Origin of the sequence: Lentzea roselyniae, assembly GCF_039537795.1 — a bacterium.
Taxonomy (GTDB): domain Bacteria; phylum Actinomycetota; class Actinomycetes; order Mycobacteriales; family Pseudonocardiaceae; genus Lentzea; species Lentzea atacamensis.
In genome coordinates this window covers 13,245-29,307 of the sequence record NZ_BAABBE010000005.1, presented here as the reverse complement: position 1 = coordinate 29,307, position 16,063 = coordinate 13,245, and the positions used below count along the sequence as shown (strand labels likewise).

Sequence of the window (16,063 nt, the reverse complement as noted above, 5' to 3'; positions counted from 1 at the left end):
ACGGTCAGCGGCGGGAGGCGCGCCTGTTGCGGTCGATCAGCAGCATGAGCGCTCCGGCGACGATGAGCAGCACTCCCAGCGGCAGCAGCCAGCCGACCGAAGCACCCGTGCTGGCCAGGCGGTCGTCCTGATGGCGTGGGGCTTTCGTGACGGGCGTGGACGACGTGGTCGGTGGCTTGGTCGTTGTCGTTGGAGTGGTGGTCGTCGACGTTGGAGTAATCGGCGTGGTCGTTGAAACCGGCGTCGTCGTCGAAACCGGCGTCGTCGTCGAAACCGGCGTCGTCGTCGAAACCGGCGTCGTCGTCGAAACCGGCGTCGTCGTCGAAACCGGTGTCGTCGTCGTGGTCGTTGACGACGTGGTGGTCGTGGTCGAAACCGGAGTCGTCGTCGAAACCGGCGTCGTCGTTGTGGTCGTTGACGACGTGGTGGTGGACGACGTGGTGGTGGACGTGGACGTCGAGGTGGAAGTTTCGTCACCTCTCGGCTCGGGCGTGCGCCATCCTGGCCGTTCTTTCGGGCACCACGCGGCGGCGCACACCCGGCCGTCCCCGGAGGCCGTGGCCTCCGAGGCGGCGCCGTGCAGCGCGACGATCGTCAACACCGCGCCGGCGGTGAGCACACCGATGAAGGCGATACGTGACATGCCGCGATGGTTCGCCCAGGTGCGGCACGTCGCACGCCGTACAGGCGGACGTCACCCACGAGTGCGTCCGAGATCGCTCGATCAGGTCCAGAAAACCGCGATGCCCACGTTCAGCACGACGAGGGACGCGGCGGTCGGCATCAGCCAGGACGGGGCCTTGGGCTTGTTGACGTTGATCGCCACGACGGCGGCGATGGCCACGACGACCAGCAGCTTGACGCCGATCTTGATGTGGTCGTACTTCACCGAGTCGACCAGCGGGTCGATGCCGACCAGCGCGACCCCGGTGAGCAGCTGCAGGGCGGCGCTGTGCAGCCAGCCCTTGTTGACCGGCGCGTCCTTGCCGGCCCTGGCCTGCAACATGATCATCGCGACGAGCATGCCCATGCCCAGCAGGTGCAGGAACACCAGCAGCAGGCGTACGAACTCCACAGCGTTTTCCTATCGACGTCGAGTGGCCAGGAAGCCCCGCACGCCCAGCACCCCGATGATGCTGCCGAGCACGAGCGAGACGATCACGAGCACCAGGTGCACCGTGAAGAAAGCAGTAGGTCCGTCGCTGAACGAACGCGGGTCTTCCCAGATGTTTTTCAGGAACGTGGGCCAGATCACCCACGACCACACACCAAAAGCCACCAGGAAGAGTGACATCGGGCGCGAGAGCTTCACGGCGACCAGTATCAGACGTGGTGCGTGCAAGACGCTAAACGGGGGTGGATAGCCTGGAGGCGTGCCCTTCACCAAACGGCTCATCGTCGCCCTGGTCCTAGCAACGGCCACAGCCGCGTTCGCCGCACCGACCGGCACCGCGCAGCAGGCCGTTTCGGCGCAGTGCGCGAACCGCGAGACCCCGCCGCCCCCGGTGGACACGTCAGAGCAGCCGGCGCCCGGCCAGAAGGCGCCGACGCCGCTCGAAGTGCCGGAGAAACCGATCGGTGGCGACCGGCTGGGCGAGTGCGGCCTGATCCTGCCGCCGAACTCCGCGCAGCCCCCCAGCGGCATCACCGCCGCCTCGTGGCTGCTCGCGGACATGGACAGCGGCGCGGTCATCGCCGCATACGACCCGCACGGTCGCCAGCGCCCGGCGAGCATCATCAAGGTGCTGCTCGCGATGGTCGTCGCCAAGGAGCTGCGCGGCGACCTCGTCGTCACCGCCAGCGCCGAGGACACCCAGCAGGAGTGCACCTGCGTCGGCCTCAAGGACGGCGGCCAGTACACCGTCCGCCAGCTGCTGCACGGCCTGCTGCTCACCTCGGGCAACGACGTGGCGCACACCCTGGCCCGCCAGCTCGGCGGCGTGCCGAACGCCCTGCGCAAGATGAACGCCATGGCCAAGGAGCTCGGCGCCCTCGACACGCGCGCCGTGACCCCGTCGGGCCTCGACGCCCCCGGCACCAGCACCTCGGCCTACGACGTCGCCCTGATCTTCCGCGGCGCGATGAAGTACGACGAGTTCGCCCAGGCCATCAAGCTCCAGCAGGCGCAGTTCCCCGGCCGCAACGGCGGCACGATCATGCTGACGAACGACAACCGCCTGCTCGCGAACTACCAGGGCGCCCTCGGTGGCAAGACGGGCTTCACCGACGACTCGCAGCACACCTACGTGGGTGCCGCCGAACGCAACGGCCGCCGCCTGGTGGTCGCCATGCTGCGCGGCCAGCAACAGCCCACGCACATCACCAACCAGGCCGCGAAGCTCCTCGACTACGGCTTCAACATGGGCCCCGGCGGCGTGGGCAAGCTCGTCGACGGCGCCCCGCAGCCCAAGCCGAAGATCGTCCCCACCCAGGACAGCAACGCCCCTGACGACGCGGCAGCGGCCGACCCCGGAACGGGTCGCCCGACGCCCACCGCGTTCGGCACCGTGGGCCTCCCGATCACGGCAGCGGCAGGCATCGGCCTCCTGGCCGCCGTGTTCCTCTACATCCGCAACAAGCGGGCCAAGGCGGCAAGGGCACGCCGCCAGGCCGCTCAGGCGGCACAGGGCGTCTGAGCCCGCAACGACGACGGCCCCAGCGCAACCGCGCTGGGGCCGTTTCGCGTCAGCAGGGCTACCGCTTGCGCCACCGAAGGCCGAGCAACGCCCCCACCAGAGCCCCGACACCGAGCATCAACGAGGGCGAGGGCCCGGACCGCATCGACACCACCGGCTGAATGACAGCGGGAGGCGGCGCCGGCACCACCTCAGGCTCCCGGTTCTCCCGAGCGGTAGCCGTCCAAGCGGTGATGAACAACAGGAACTGCGCGACGAGGTTCGCGAACACCAGCACACCGATCACCGACCCGAACGCGGCCGAGGTGGGCGAGCGGGTCACGAACGACAGGAAGATCGTCGCCGCCTGCTTCAACACCTCGAACCCGATCGCAGCCGCGAAAGCCCCGCGCAACGCACTGCGCCACCCGACGGGTTTGCGCGGCAACCGGGCCAGCACCCAGATGAACACCATCCAGTTGGCGAGCAGCGACAGGACGATCGAGGCGATCCGCACCAGCGCGTGCGCCCAGCCGGCGTTCTCGAAGCCCAGCCAGTCCAGCAGGTTCTCGGCGAACCCCGACCCGGCGGCCGTGATGGCGAACGACAGCACGATCGCGAGGCCCAGGCTGACCAGCGACAGCAGGTCCCGCCACAACGTGCCGAAGAACGGCAGGTTCGCCTTGGCGTGGCCCCATTGCGCGGTCAGGGCGTCGCGGAGGTTGCTCATCCAGCCGAGGCCGGAGTAGGCGGCACCGAGCAGACCGATGATGCCCACCGTGCCCTTGGAGTCCAGGGCGGTGTTCACGGCCTCGTTGATCTGGTCGCGCAGCTGCTGGTCCGGCACGGCCTCGGCGATGCTCGCGCGGAGGTCGGCCAGCAGGTCCGGCTGGGACTGCAGCACGAAACCGGCGATGGCGAAGCCGATCATCAGGATCGGGACGAGGGACAGCACGCTGAAGTACGTGACCGCGGCCGCGTAGTGGGTGCCGTAGCTCTCGGTGAAGCGCTCGTAGGCCAGCAGGATGTGGTCGAGCCACGCGTACTTCCGCCGCCACTTGTCCACGGTCGAGACGCTAGTGCAAGCGCACTACTCAGGCAGGACGAACCCGATCTTCTCGTACGAGCGGCGCAACGTGACCGAGGCGACCTCGCGGGCGCGTTCGGCGCCGCGGGCGAGGATCTTGTCCAGCGACGCCACGTCGTCGAGGTACATGCGGACGCGCTCCTGGACCGGCGTGACCCACTCGGTGAAGACCTCGCCGAGGTCCTTCTTCAGGTCGCCGTAGCCCTTGCCGTCGTAGTCGAGAACCAGCGACTCCACGGAGCGGCCCGTCAGGGCCGAGTAGATCGTCAGCAGATTCGAGACGCCCGGCTTGTTCTCGACGTCGAAGATGATCTCGCGGCCCGTGTCGGTGACCGCCGAGCGGATCTTCTTGGCCGAGCGCTTCGGGTCTTCCAGGAGCTCCACCACGCCGCCGGGCACCGACTTGCTCATCTTCGCCGTCGGGTCCTGCAGGTCGAAGATCTTGGCGGTGTCCTTGACGATGTACGCCTCCGGCAGGCGGAACGTCTTGCCGTAGCGCGAGTTGAAGCGCGTCGCGAGGTCGCGGGTCAGCTCCAGGTGCTGGCGCTGGTCCTCACCGACCGGGACGTAGTGCGCCTGGTACAGCAGGATGTCTGCGGCCTGCAGGATCGGGTAGGTGAACAGGCCCACGCCGACGGACTGCTCCTGACGTGCGGACTTGTCCTTGAACTGCGTCATGCGCGCTGCCTCGCCGAAGCCGGTCATGCACTGCATGACCCAGCCGAGCTGGGCGTGCTCCGGGACGTGCGACTGCACGAACAGCGTCGCGCGGTCCGGGTCGATGCCCAGCGCGAGGAGCTGGGCCGCCGAGACGCGCGTGTTCTGGCGCAGTTCCTTCGGGTTCTGCTCAACGGTGATCGCGTGCAGGTCGACGACGCAGTAGAACGCGTCGTGCTCCTCCTGCAGCGCGACCCACTGCCGCACCGCACCCAGGTAGTTGCCGAGGTGGAACGAGCCTGCGGTCGGCTGGATGCCGGACAGCACTCGGGGACGACTGGTGGGTGCGTTCTCCGTGGACACGAACGAAATCTTCTCAGACCAGGCGAATCAGTTCTGCGCGGTGTCCTGCTGAACCAGGTCGATGCGCTGGTTCGCCGCCGTGACCGGGGCCGGCCTGCGACGCTTCACCAGGCCGTACACCAGACCACCCACGCCGGCCGTGACCGCGACCAGACCCACGGGACCTGCAGCAGCGGTACCGGTCATGCTGCTCTCGACCGCAGCGCTCAGTACCAGACTCATGCCGTGCACTTGCCGAGCCTCCCCAAGGCACAGATCCACCCCGGAAGGGTGAACCTTGCTGACTGATTGGCCGCCAAGCTACCGATGACCGGTAGCGTCGATGCGCCGAATCAGACTATCGGTCACTGTTGATCGGTTCGCACTCGCCCATATGTCGTAGTCCGCTGACGGGCGTTACGCCCTGCGAGCGAAGCCAGGGTCTCAAGCTCACGCACAGTACGCGCCGACCCGTGTTCGGACCCGGCCATGCGGCTGATCGTCTCCTCCATGAGCGTGCCGCCGATGTCGTTCGCACCGCCGTTGAGGATCTCCGCGGTGCCCTCGTCGCCGAGCTTGACCCACGAGCACTGGATGTTGTCGATGCGCCCGTGCAACGCCAGCCGCGCGAACGCGTGCACGGCGCGGTTGTCGCGGCGGGTGGGGCCGGGACGGGCGACTCCCGCGAGGTAGATCGGGGCGTTGCGGTGCACGAACGGCAGCGCGACGAACTCGGTGAGCCCGCCGGTGCGGTCCTGGAGCTGTGCCAGCACGCGGAGGTGGGTGAGCCAGTGACCGGGGTGGTCCACGTGGCCGTACATCATCGTCGACGACGAGCGAATGCCCAGCTCGTGGGCCGTGCCGACCACTTCGAGCCAGGTCGCGGTCGGCAGCTTGCCCTTGGTCAGCACCCACCGGACGTCGTCGTCGAGGATCTCGGCCGCCGTGCCCGGAATCGTGTCGAGGCCGGCCTCGCGGAGCTCCGTCAGCCACTCGCGCACGCTCACACCCGCCTTCGCCGCGGCGGAGACGATCTCCATCGGGCTGAACGCGTGCACGTGCATTTCGGACAGACGCTTCTTGATCGCGCGCACGACGTCCGCGTAGTAGGTGACCGGCAGCTTGGGGTCGATGCCGCCCTGCATGCAGACCTCGGTGGCACCGGAGTCCCACGCCTCCTGCGCGCGGTCGGCGACCTCCTCGGCGCTCAACCTGAAGGCATCCGCATCGCGCTCGCGTTGAGCGAAGGCGCAGAAGCGGCAGCCGACGTAGCAGACGTTCGAGAAGTTGATGTTCCGGTTGACCACGTACGTGACGTCGTCGCCGACCACCTCGCGCCGCAGGTCGTCGGCGAGGCGCGTCATCTCCTCCAGGGCGGAGCCGTCCGCCGTCAGCAGCGCCATCGCGGCATCGGTGTCGTCGAGCAACGCGGCCGGGTCGTTCGCCGCGATCTTCAGTCCACGTTGGACGTCTTCGGAAAGCCGTTGCGGTGCAACAGGGATCTTCAGCTCGGTCCAGTCGCCGTAGACCTCGTCGAAGTCACCGCGGCGATCGCTCGTGCGGCCCTCGGTGTCGATCGCGGTGTTCAGGTCGGCACGGCCGAACGTGTCGAGCCCGCCGTCCGGCTCCTGCCACTCGCGGCCGACGACGGGAGCGTCCGGGTTCGCGAGGCCGTTTTCCAGCGCCAGCGCGGAAACGTGCGCGGTGAGCCGGGTGTCGATCCACTGCCCCGCCGCCGCGCGGACGTAGCGCGGGTAGACGTTGAGCCGCTCCTGCAAGGAGAAACCGGCCTCGCGCGTGATGTCGACGAGCCTGTCGACCTGAGGCCACGGCTTCTCGGGGTTCACGTGGTCGGGCGTGATCGGCGAGACGCCGCCCCAGTCGTCGACGCCCGCGCGCAGCATCAGGCCGAACTCCTCGCCGACCAGGTTCGGCGGCGCCTGCACGCTCACGGTCGACGGCATCACCAGGCGCGCCACGGCGATCGTGGCCGCGAGCTCGGTCAGGTCGGCGTCGGGCATGCCGCGCATCGCCGTGTCCGGCTTGGCGCGGAAGTTCTGGATGATGACTTCCTGGATGTGCCCGTACTGCTTGGCGATCTGGCGCATCGCGAGCAACGACTCGGCGCGCTCGGTGAGGTTCTCGCCGATCCCGATCAGGATTCCGGTGGTGAACGGCACGTTCACGCGTCCGGCATCGGTGAGGACCCGAAGGCGGACAGCGGGATCCTTGTCCGGGCTGCCGTAGTGCGGCCCGCCCTTCTCGCTCCACAGCCGCTCGGCCGTGGTCTCCAGCATCATGCCCATGCTGGACGCGACGGGACGCAGCCGCTGCAGCTCCTCCCAGCTCAGCACGCCGGGGTTGAGGTGTGGCAGCAGACCCGTTTCCTCGAGCACGGCGATGGCACTGGCGCGCACGTAGTCCAAAGTGGACTCGTAGCCGCGCGCCTCCAGCCACTCCTTGGCGGCGGGCCACCGGTCCTCCGGCCTGTCACCGAGCGTGAACAGCGCTTCCTTGCAGCCCTGCGCCGCCCCTGCCCGCGCGATCTCCAGCACCTCGTCGCGTTCGAGGAACGCGGCGGGCAGCTTGTGCGGCACGGTCGCGAACGTGCAGTAGTGACACCGGTCGCGGCACAGTCTGGTCAGCGGGATGAACACCGACCGGCTGTACGTGACGATCCCGGGACGCCCTTCGGCGAGCAGGTGCGCGTCACGCACTTTGCCCGCCGCGGTCAACAGCGCGTCGAGATCCTCCCCGCGCGCATGCAGCAGCACGGCGGCCTCGGTCGCATCGAGAACGGCACCGTCAGCGGCCCGGCGCAGCGCACGCCTCATGGCCGCCGCGCTCGGACGGGGCTGCGATGGGGTTAGCGAGATGTCCACTGCCACGTCAACGACCTTAAGCCGCCGAAATTCCTGATCACGGTGATCGGGGTGTGGCAAGGATTACGTCACCGCACGCTGACCAGCAGTTCCGTGTTCCGGTCGAGCGGCGTTCCCAGCGGGTTCGTCCGCGAGTGGATGTCGTTGTAGGTGATTTCCCGGCACAGGCTCGCCAGCCCCGTGTCCGACCTGTCGTCGTAGTCGACCTGGTACGGCGCGTCGGCTTCGAGGAGGGTCGTGAACAGCGACAACGTGCCGTCCCCGTTGTCCGCGACCTCGATCACGCGGGCGTGCTGCGGGTAGTCGACGTGGGCGGCGGTGTTGATCTCCCAGAAGCTCCTGCTGGGCGTGTCGTGCCGGTGCGGCGTGATCACGTTGCGGTGCGTGTGCCCGTTGACCCACGCCAGCACGTTGGGGAACCGGTGCAGGAGGTACACGAGCGCGTCGCCGTTCATGCGCGGGTCCAGCGGCCGGCGCCGATCCGGCAGGACGTTGCTCATCGACTTGGACGTGTGGTGACTGAACAGGACGAACAGCTCGTCGCTGACGTTCTGCCGGGTCGGCCTGCCGAGCCAGTCGTAGTAGAGCGAGCTGTTGCGCCTGAGGGTCTTCTCGATCCAGTTGAGCTGGTGCAGCCCGATCGAGCCCTCGGCGAAGCCGGCGAGGTTCGTGGTGTCCATGCTGATGCCGGTCACGCCCGGCGCCATCCGGAACGTGTAGAAGACATCGACACCGTCCGCGTTGGCCTCCGTGTAGCCGTGGCCGCCCGTCGGCAGATGCTTGCGCACGAACTCACCGGTGTCGAACAACCTGCGGCGCTCGTCCGGCGTGACGGTGCGGACGACGCCGCCGCTCGCGAGGATGGCGAGCGCCTCGGGAAGCGCCGCGGGATCGCTGAACGCCCGCGCGACCTTCGCGTTCTGCACGGGGTCGCCGAACCCGACGATCTTCTTGCGCCCGGTGTACCAGCTGTCGAGGAGCCCGTCCGGCAGCGAGCCGACCACGCTGTCGTCGTGGTTGCCGATCGTGGAGTACCAGGGGATGTCCAGGCCGGGGCTGGTGAACTCGCGGACCGCCGCGTCGAGCAGCCCGTCGAGCTGCGGGAAACCCTTTGCCTTGTAGTCGTCCGTGCTGCTGAGGTCCGGCTGCCAGAACGTGCTGATGCCCGCGTTCTGCACGCCTTCGTACCTGGAGTCGCCGGTGTTCGGGACGATCCGGCCGCCGTTCAGGACCGTCAGGAACCAGTCGAGCTCGATGTGCTCGTGGTTGTCGGTGTTGTCGCCGGTCGTCATGACGAAGTCGAACGGCCTGCCGGTCAGCGGGCCGCGCTTGACCGCGTTGACGCGCCTGACGAGCGACGTCGACCCCTGCGCGGTGAGCGTCTCCTGCGGCCGGTGCGCGCCCGATCCGATGATCGGGTGGAGGTACTCGAACCGCAGCGGGCTCTGCGCGTCGCAGATGTGCATGTCGCTGAACTGAACGAAGCTGGCGAGTGCCTGGCGCCGTGCTTCCCTGCCCGCCTTGGCCGCGATCAGGTCGTTGCGCACGACGGTCGGCCAGCCCGGTCCGGCCGCGAGCCTGCGGTAGCCGCTGGCGCCGATCGGCGCGGCCGTGACGTCGAGCGTGGTGCCCGCGGTGAACGCAAACGCTTGGCGGTCGAGGAGTGGCACACCTGCCGCGCCCACACCCATCGCCAGAAGGAATGAACGCCGGCTGAAACCCGTCATGAGCGCGCCCCCGATTCATTGATGGTGAATCGTGTTCATGTTCGGGGAGCTAGCTGGTGAAATCGAGCCGTCAGGTGGGCGACAAGAGCGATAAAGGCTGGTCGGGCTGGATCAGTCGGAGTACTGCAACAGAGTCTCGCCGGACGACGTTGAAGCACGGTTGCCGACAACTGGGGGTGTCATGGCGAAGGACGGACTGCTGCCCGACCCGGACGACGAGACCTACGATCCCGAACCTGACCGCGAAAACACGATCGCCGTCATCGCGATCATGGGCGGCATCCTGCTGCTGGCCTTGTGCGTCCCGACGTTCCCGAAGGCGGTCAAGATCGCTTTCGACCTCGGGACGCCGGGCGTCTACGCGGTCGGCGACGTGCCCGAGTGCTCGTTCCGCTGCTACACCCGCACCGGAACGTTCACGAGCGACGACGGCAAAGTCACGCGCACGGGCGTACACGTGCGCAATGGTCTGCCGCGCGGGCTGAAGCAGGGCGACAGCGTGCGTGCGTTCGACATCGGCACTCCGGGCGAGGTCTTCACGAACGAGGGGCAGGGCGGTTGTCCGTACGCGCTGCCGATCATGTTCGGCCCGCTGGGACTGATCGGGCTCGGGCTCGGGCTGCAGCACGTCTGGGCATCCCGGATGCGGCGCGGGTAGCCGGAGCAGGGGCCGGCACGTCCACTTCACCGAGGACGGCGCGCCACTGGTCCAGCATCAGTCGGCGTAGACGACGGTGACCGGGGCGTGGTCCGACCAGCGCTCGGCGTACGTCGCCGCCCGCTCGACCACCGCCGAAGCAGCCCGAGCCGCGAGCCCGTCCGTCGCGACGTGGTAGTCGATGCGCCAGCCCGAGTCGTTGTCGAAGGCCTTGCCGCGGTACGACCACCACGAGTACGGCCCGGCCACGTCGGGGTGCAGCGCGCGCACCACGTCGTTGTAGCCGGAGGCGAACACCGAGGACATCCACTCCCGCTCGTACGGCAGGAAGCCGGACTCCTTCTGGTTCGTCTTCCAGTTCTTCAGGTCGGCCTGCTGGTGCGCGATGTTCCAGTCGCCGCAGACGAGCACCTCACGACCCGAGACGGCCGCCTTCTCCCGCAGCGACACCAGGTACGGCAGGAAGGCCGCCATGAAGCGGTCCTTCTCGTCCTGCTTCTCGGTGCCGACGTCGCCGGAGGGCAGGTACAGCGAGGCGACCACGACGCCCGGCAGCTCGATCTCCACGTACCGGCCGCTCGACTCGAACTCCGCGGTGCCGAAGCCGACGCGGATCGAGGAGGGCTCCACGCGCGACATGATGCCGACGCCCGCGCGGCCCTTCAGCGACGACGGGGCGTAGACGCCGAACCAGCCGGACGGTGAGTGGACCTCCTGCGCGAGCTCGGCCGGTTCCGCGCGGACTTCCTGCAGGCACACCACATCGGCGGAGGTGGTGGCCAGCCACTCGAGGTAGCCCTTCTTGGCGGCAGCGCGCAGACCGTTGACGTTGACCGTGGAGACCGTGAGCACGAGCGCGCAGCCTACTTGGACGCCAGTCCCCAGGGCTTCGGGTACTCGGCGCCGCAGCCCGCGCAGTGCGCGGTGAGGTCGAGGTAGCCGACGATGGTCGCCATCTCGTCGCGGGGCAGCGCCAGCTGGCGCTGACCGTCCATCTCGGTGTAGAGGCCCTGCCACTCGGGGGTGCACGAGCACTGCGTGACGGCCTTGGCCCGGCCCCACCGAAACATGTTCCGCAGCATGCCCCAAGTTTGCCACACGCCACCGAAGCCGTTGACCAAAGCAAACCGCCACTTCGGCGAACACGAAACGTTGAAAGCGGGCCCTTGAGCGTGCGGATCGGCATGGGCCAAATTCGAAACGGGCCCAGGAAATCTCCCCGAAGCACCAAGGAGAACAAACGAACGCGATCAAGGGTGTCCTCGCCGGTCTCGCCGCAACCGCCGTCCTCTTCGGCGGTGCCGCCCAGGCAGTCGCCGCCCCGGCCACGTCGCAGTCGACGGCGGCGGCGGCGGCGAACGTGACCGGCGAGGTCGTCGCGGTCGTGAAGGGCAAGTCCATCAAGGTGCGCGTCGACGCCTCCACGACGGTGGACGTGGACTACGACCTCAAGAAGACCAACATCTCCGGTGAGCTGAAGGTCGGCGCGTCGGTCGACGTCAACGGCAAGGAGGTCGACGGCAAGATCGTCGCGTCGGGCATCATCGTCATCAAGTAACTCGCGCAGGAAAAGGCCGGCGCCGCCCTCACGCGCCGGCCTTTTCCAATGCCGCCGCCAAATCACGCCGTCCGGAAATTCCCAGTTTTCGATACGCACGCGTCAGGTGCAGTTCAACGGCCCGTGGCGTCACGAACAGCTCAGCCGCGATTTGCCGGTTGGTCAGCCCGTGGACAGCACGCCGCACGATGTGTTCCTCCTGCGCGGTCAGGACCGAACCCGACGGTGTGCGGGCCGGGCGGCCTCCCGCCGCACGCAGCTCACGCGCGGCCAGGCCCATCAACGGGATGGCGCCGCACCGCTTCGCCGCGTCGTGGCCCTGCCGCAACGCCGCGAGCGCTTCCGGACCGCGGCCCGATGCCCGCAGTGCGACACCCCAGTCGACCAACGCCCGCGCCAGCTCCAGCCGTGCCGGAGTGGACCGCAACGTCAGCACCGCCTCCTCCAGCAAAGCGGCATCTCCAGCCACCACACCGGAAACCCGCAGAGCCACGCCGAGTGGCACGGCAAGTCCCCAGTCTCGCGCCAGTTCCAGCTCCTGCGCGGCCAGCCGCACAGCGTGATCCCGCTCCCCCAACGCCAAGTGCGCCAACGCCGCGTGCGAACGCCACGGCTGCAACGACGGGTTGCGCGCGCCACGGCGTTCCATTCGCCGACCGCAGTCGAGGTGGTCGCGCAACGCCGAAGCGGGATCGCCCAGAGCGAGGTGCAGGCGACCACGCTGGTGCAGAAGTGCTTGGTAGTGCGTGTATTCGGGCAGATCGCCGTCCAGCTCGCGTTCACGCACGAGCCGCAGAGCCGACGTCATGTCACCGGTGTCCACCCACGCGCCGACCAGCCCGGAGACAGCGATCACGAGATTGCCGTCCTGGTTGGCGCCCAACGCATCGAGCCGCGCCAACGAAGCGAGGCCGAGCTGTTCCGCGGCAGGCAACGTCCCCAGCCGCCGCGCCACGTGACACCGCAGCCCCTGCACCAAAGCCGCGCACACGGCCAGATCGCGCTCGGCCGTCACCCGCAGCGCCTCCTCGCACTGCCGGTCCGCCTGCTCGTACTCGTCGATGCCGATCAACGCCACGATCAGGTGCGCGAACGAGAACTGGTCGATCAGGTCGCGCCCGATCTGCAGCGGCAACGACGACTGCACGCGCCGCCGCGTCTCCCCGAGGTTCACGCCGACGGAAGCACCGCGGTACGCCAGCAACGTGTTCAGGAACCGCTCGTTGCGCGCCGAGGTCATCCGCGCACCGCACAACCGCGCGATCCGCGTCTCCACCTCGCCGGAGAAGAACGACTCCTCCAGACCGAGCGACAACGCGTACAGGTCCAGCCGCTGAGCCAGATCGGCGTCCACCCCGGAAACCCGCGCGACCACCGACTCGACCTTCGCGACCGCGTCCCGGTACATCCGCCTGCCCGCGAGGTCGCAGGCCAGCAGCAACGCCATCCGCCCCTCGGCCAGCACGTCCATCGACGCGCTGGCGGCCTTGTTCAGCGACGCGATCGCCGCGCCCGGATCGACCAGGGACTGCGCCTCGCTCAGCTCGACCAGCACCTCGCCGCGCAGGTCGTCCGGCAGCGGTTCGCGCAAAAGCCTGCGCAGACAGGCGATCGCTCTGTCCGGGGTGGACCGGCGAGCCGCGATGCGCAGCACGTCCCGCACCCAGTCCTCACCGATCGGCGCGGCCTGGAGCAGATGCGCCGCGACCTCCTCGACGGGCGCCTGGTCGTCGTGCCGGAACCGTGCCGCACGAGCATGCACCGCCGCGCGGTCCAACGCGGTCGTGCTCTGCGCCAACGTCGTCAGCACCATCGGTACACCCGCGAAACCCAGGCCGCTCAACGCCCGTGACGCGTCCACGGCCTCCTGCGGCCCCAATCCCGCTGCCGCGCCGGCCAGCGCCATGTCCACCTCACCGAGCACCGCGAACGCCCGCGCCAGTGCCACCACCTGCGGCCCGGCCTGCGCGAGCCGGGCGACCAGCTCGCCGGACCGTTCCCCGAGGTCGCGAGGACGCAGCCCCAGGAGGTACGGGTTGCCGCGGGTCGCCACCCGCCAGTCGGCGACCACCTCGTCGGTGACACCGCTCGAGAAGATCGTCCGCAGGAACCGGCCACACGCCTGCTGGTCAAGCCCTGCGAGCCGGATCCGTCGCGCGTCACCGACCACCTCGCGCAGCAACGGCGTCGCGTCCACGGCCAGACCGCGCGTCACGACCACGGCCACGGGCAGCTCGCCCAGTCGTCTTCGCAGGTAGGACAGGAAGTTCAACGACGGCGCGTCGGCCTGCTCCACGTCGTCCACGGCGAGCACCACCGGAGCGCCCAGCGAGATCTCGCGGACCAGGCGGTGCATCCGGTGCATCGCGGCCTGGTCCGCGTCGCCGTCGAGGATCTCGTCGGCCTCGCTCTCGAAGAGCTGCGCGACCACACCGAACCGGAACCCTGACTCCGACGACGAGCACTGCGCCCGGAAGACCGCGAACCCCAGCTCACGTGCCATCCGCACGGTCTCGGTCAGCACCGACGTCTTGCCCATGCCCGCGCGGCCTTCGACACAGACCACGCAGGGCGTGCCCGCGGCGGCCTCCTCCAGCGCACGCCGCAGAGCCGTCAGCTCGCGCTTGCGGTCGGACACCACGGAACTCGTGACCGCCACCCGGGCACGCCCCTTCGCCACACGCAGTTGGAACACGTGGCGGCGCGTTCAGGGCCGTCCTGACTAGTCCAGCCGGGTCAATCCTATGGAGGGTCCCCGGACCTGGAAAGGCCTGACCCAACTGGGAAACACCTGGTATCTCAGCCGGAAATTCGGAGCATCTCTCACTTGCAGGTCGAGTCGCTGGTCAGCGCGACGAACTGCGTGCTGACCCAGCGCCGGTCGCTCAGCATCCGGTAGCCGTTCTCGACGCGCGGCTGGGCGTCGGCAACGGCGTCGCGCGGCATCGTCGAGACGATCGGCTGCATGTCGCCGGGGCCCGACCGAACGTTGAGGATGTCCGCGGTCACCGTGACCTTGCAGATCTGGGCGCCCTGCTCACTGGTCATCTGCTTGCCGCCGTTCGCCACGTACATGACGCCGGCGATGCCCAGCACGCCAATCACGATCATGCCCCTGACCGGAACACCCAACATCGCCAGCCTCCGAATACCGCACTGCCCTGGAGCTGCAGATATAGCGGCTGACAGACCCCTGTGGAGGGCTCGGCGCGGCAACCACCCGCAAGAGGAACCGACCGGGTGACGCGGGGACGGAAAAGGCCACCCCGGCGTGACCGGGGTGGCCTTCTCGACTGCGTGAATCAGGCGAACGTCAGAACGACGCCATCTTCTTCTTGAGGTTCTCGTCCAGTGCGGCGAGGAAGTCCTCGGTGGTCAGCCACGCCTGGTCCTTGCCGACCAGCAGGGCCAGGTCCTTGGTCATCTGACCGGCCTCGACGGTCTCGATCACGACCTCCTCGAGCGCCTCGGCGAAGCGGATCACCTCGGGGGTGTTGTCCAGCTTGCCGCGGTGCATGAGGCCGCGGGTCCACGCGAAGATCGACGCGATCGGGTTCGTCGACGTGGGCTTGCCGGCCTGGTGCTGGCGGAAGTGACGCGTCACGGTGCCGTGCGCGGCCTCGGCCTCGACGGTCTTGCCGTCCGGCGTCATCAGGACCGACGTCATCAGGCCGAGCGAGCCGAAGCCCTGCGCGACCGTGTCGGACTGGACGTCACCGTCGTAGTTCTTGCACGCCCAGACGTAGCCGCCCTCCCACTTCATGGCCGCGGCGACCATGTCGTCGATGAGGCGGTGCTCGTAGGTGAGGCCCTTGGCGTCGAACTCCGCCTTGAACTCCTCGTCGAACACACGCTGGAAGATGTCCTTGAAGGCGCCGTCGTAGGCCTTCAGGATCGTGTTCTTCGTGGACATGTAGACGGGGTAGCCCCGCTGCAGGCCGTAGGAGAACGAGGCGCGGGCGAAGTCCTCGATGGACTTGTTGTAGTTGTACATGCCCATCGCCACACCGCCCTCCGCCGGGAACTCGGTGACGACGTGCTCGATCGGCTCCGAGCCGTCCTCCGGCTGGAAGGTGATCGTCAGCTTGCCGGCGCCGGGCACCTTGAAGTTGGTGGCCTTGTACTGGTCACCGTGCGCGTGACGGCCGATGATGATCGGCTTCGTCCAGCCGGGGACCAGGCGCGGGACGTTCGAGATGATGATCGGCTCGCGGAAGACGACACCGCCGAGGATGTTGCGGATCGTGCCGTTCGGCGAGACCCACATCTTCTTCAGGCCGAACTCCTCGACGCGCGCCTCATCGGGGGTGATGGTGGCGCACTTGACGCCGACGCCGTGCTTCTTGATGGCGTTGGCGGCGTCGATGGTGACCTGGTCGTCAGTGGCGTCCCGGTGCTCGATGCCCAGGTCGTAGTACTCAAGGGTGACGTCCAGGTACGGGTGGATCAGCTTGTCCTTGATGAACTGCCAGATGATCCGGGTCATCTCGTCGCCGTCGAGCTCGACGACGGTGCCCTGAACCTTGATCTTGCCCAT

General features: G+C 68.4%; 16 protein-coding genes. 3 read left to right on the top strand and 13 right to left on the bottom strand.

The window, feature by feature from the left end; all coding sequences use genetic code 11:
* Positions 1-4: 4 nt before the first annotated feature.
* The 3 genes from ABFX45_RS09925 to ABFX45_RS09915 all read right to left on the bottom strand — a co-directional run bounded on the left by ABFX45_RS09925 (position 5) and on the right by ABFX45_RS09915 (position 1,312).
* Entirely contained in the window at positions 5-643 is a 639-nt protein-coding gene (locus tag ABFX45_RS09925; protein WP_346129169.1) for a hypothetical protein, read from the bottom strand.
* Between the two features lie 81 nt (positions 644-724).
* Positions 725-1,075: a hypothetical protein gene (locus tag ABFX45_RS09920; RefSeq protein WP_346129167.1), complete on the bottom strand. Its 351-nt coding sequence runs from the start codon at positions 1,073-1,075 to the stop codon at positions 725-727.
* 9 nt (positions 1,076-1,084) lie between these two features.
* Entirely contained in the window at positions 1,085-1,312 is a 228-nt protein-coding gene (locus ABFX45_RS09915; RefSeq protein WP_346129165.1) for an SCO4848 family membrane protein, read from the bottom strand.
* A gap of 61 nt (positions 1,313-1,373) precedes the next feature.
* Here ABFX45_RS09915 and ABFX45_RS09910 point away from each other — a divergent pair, with 61 nt between their 5' ends.
* The gene (locus ABFX45_RS09910) at positions 1,374-2,636 is read left to right on the top strand and encodes a D-alanyl-D-alanine carboxypeptidase family protein (protein ID WP_109639090.1); all 1,263 of its coding nucleotides are present in this window, start codon (positions 1,374-1,376) and stop codon (positions 2,634-2,636) included.
* A gap of 58 nt (positions 2,637-2,694) precedes the next feature.
* Here the strand turns inward: ABFX45_RS09910 and yhjD are convergent, their stop codons facing one another.
* The 5 genes from yhjD to ABFX45_RS09885 form a co-directional block, all read right to left on the bottom strand.
* Entirely contained in the window at positions 2,695-3,681 is a 987-nt protein-coding gene (yhjD, locus tag ABFX45_RS09905) for an inner membrane protein YhjD (RefSeq protein ID WP_109639089.1), read from the bottom strand.
* Positions 3,682-3,705: 24 nt separating this feature from the next.
* Complete coding sequence (gene trpS / locus ABFX45_RS09900) at positions 3,706-4,722, bottom strand: tryptophan--tRNA ligase (protein ID WP_112226840.1); 1,017 nt, start codon at positions 4,720-4,722, stop codon at positions 3,706-3,708.
* A 27-nt stretch (positions 4,723-4,749) separates the two neighbouring features.
* Positions 4,750-4,944: a hypothetical protein gene (locus ABFX45_RS09895; RefSeq protein ID WP_146231702.1), complete on the bottom strand. Its 195-nt coding sequence runs from the start codon at positions 4,942-4,944 to the stop codon at positions 4,750-4,752.
* Positions 4,945-5,066: 122 nt separating this feature from the next.
* Complete coding sequence (locus ABFX45_RS09890) at positions 5,067-7,589, bottom strand: bifunctional FO biosynthesis protein CofGH (RefSeq protein ID WP_346129161.1); 2,523 nt, start codon at positions 7,587-7,589, stop codon at positions 5,067-5,069.
* A gap of 62 nt (positions 7,590-7,651) precedes the next feature.
* A complete protein-coding gene (locus tag ABFX45_RS09885) occupies positions 7,652-9,310 on the bottom strand; it encodes a TIGR03767 family metallophosphoesterase (RefSeq protein WP_428834113.1) in 1,659 nt (552 codons plus the stop codon).
* A gap of 181 nt (positions 9,311-9,491) precedes the next feature.
* Here ABFX45_RS09885 and ABFX45_RS09880 point away from each other — a divergent pair, with 181 nt between their 5' ends.
* On the top strand, positions 9,492-9,968 hold the full coding sequence (locus tag ABFX45_RS09880) for a hypothetical protein (protein ID WP_346129157.1): 477 nt from the start codon (positions 9,492-9,494) through the stop codon (positions 9,966-9,968).
* Between the two features lie 57 nt (positions 9,969-10,025).
* On the opposite strand, the gene ABFX45_RS09875 is transcribed toward ABFX45_RS09880, so the two are convergent.
* Positions 10,026-10,820, bottom strand: a complete 795-nt coding sequence (locus ABFX45_RS09875; protein ID WP_109639084.1) for an exodeoxyribonuclease III — start codon at positions 10,818-10,820, stop codon at positions 10,026-10,028.
* Between the two features lie 11 nt (positions 10,821-10,831).
* Entirely contained in the window at positions 10,832-11,050 is a 219-nt protein-coding gene (locus tag ABFX45_RS09870) for a hypothetical protein (protein WP_146231701.1), read from the bottom strand.
* A gap of 278 nt (positions 11,051-11,328) precedes the next feature.
* Between ABFX45_RS09870 and ABFX45_RS09865 the strand changes: the two genes are divergently transcribed.
* Complete coding sequence (locus ABFX45_RS09865; protein ID WP_346129154.1) at positions 11,329-11,526, top strand: hypothetical protein; 198 nt, start codon at positions 11,329-11,331, stop codon at positions 11,524-11,526.
* Between the two features lie 28 nt (positions 11,527-11,554).
* On the opposite strand, the gene ABFX45_RS09860 is transcribed toward ABFX45_RS09865, so the two are convergent.
* From ABFX45_RS09860 to ABFX45_RS09850, 3 genes are all read right to left on the bottom strand, one after another.
* Positions 11,555-14,185 (bottom strand): helix-turn-helix transcriptional regulator, encoded by a 2,631-nt coding sequence (locus ABFX45_RS09860; RefSeq protein WP_346129152.1) that lies wholly within the window; start codon positions 14,183-14,185, stop codon positions 11,555-11,557.
* Between the two features lie 164 nt (positions 14,186-14,349).
* Entirely contained in the window at positions 14,350-14,637 is a 288-nt protein-coding gene (locus ABFX45_RS09855) for an SH3 domain-containing protein (protein ID WP_146231700.1), read from the bottom strand.
* Positions 14,638-14,839: 202 nt separating this feature from the next.
* Complete coding sequence (locus ABFX45_RS09850) at positions 14,840-16,063, bottom strand: NADP-dependent isocitrate dehydrogenase (RefSeq protein ID WP_109639079.1); 1,224 nt, start codon at positions 16,061-16,063, stop codon at positions 14,840-14,842.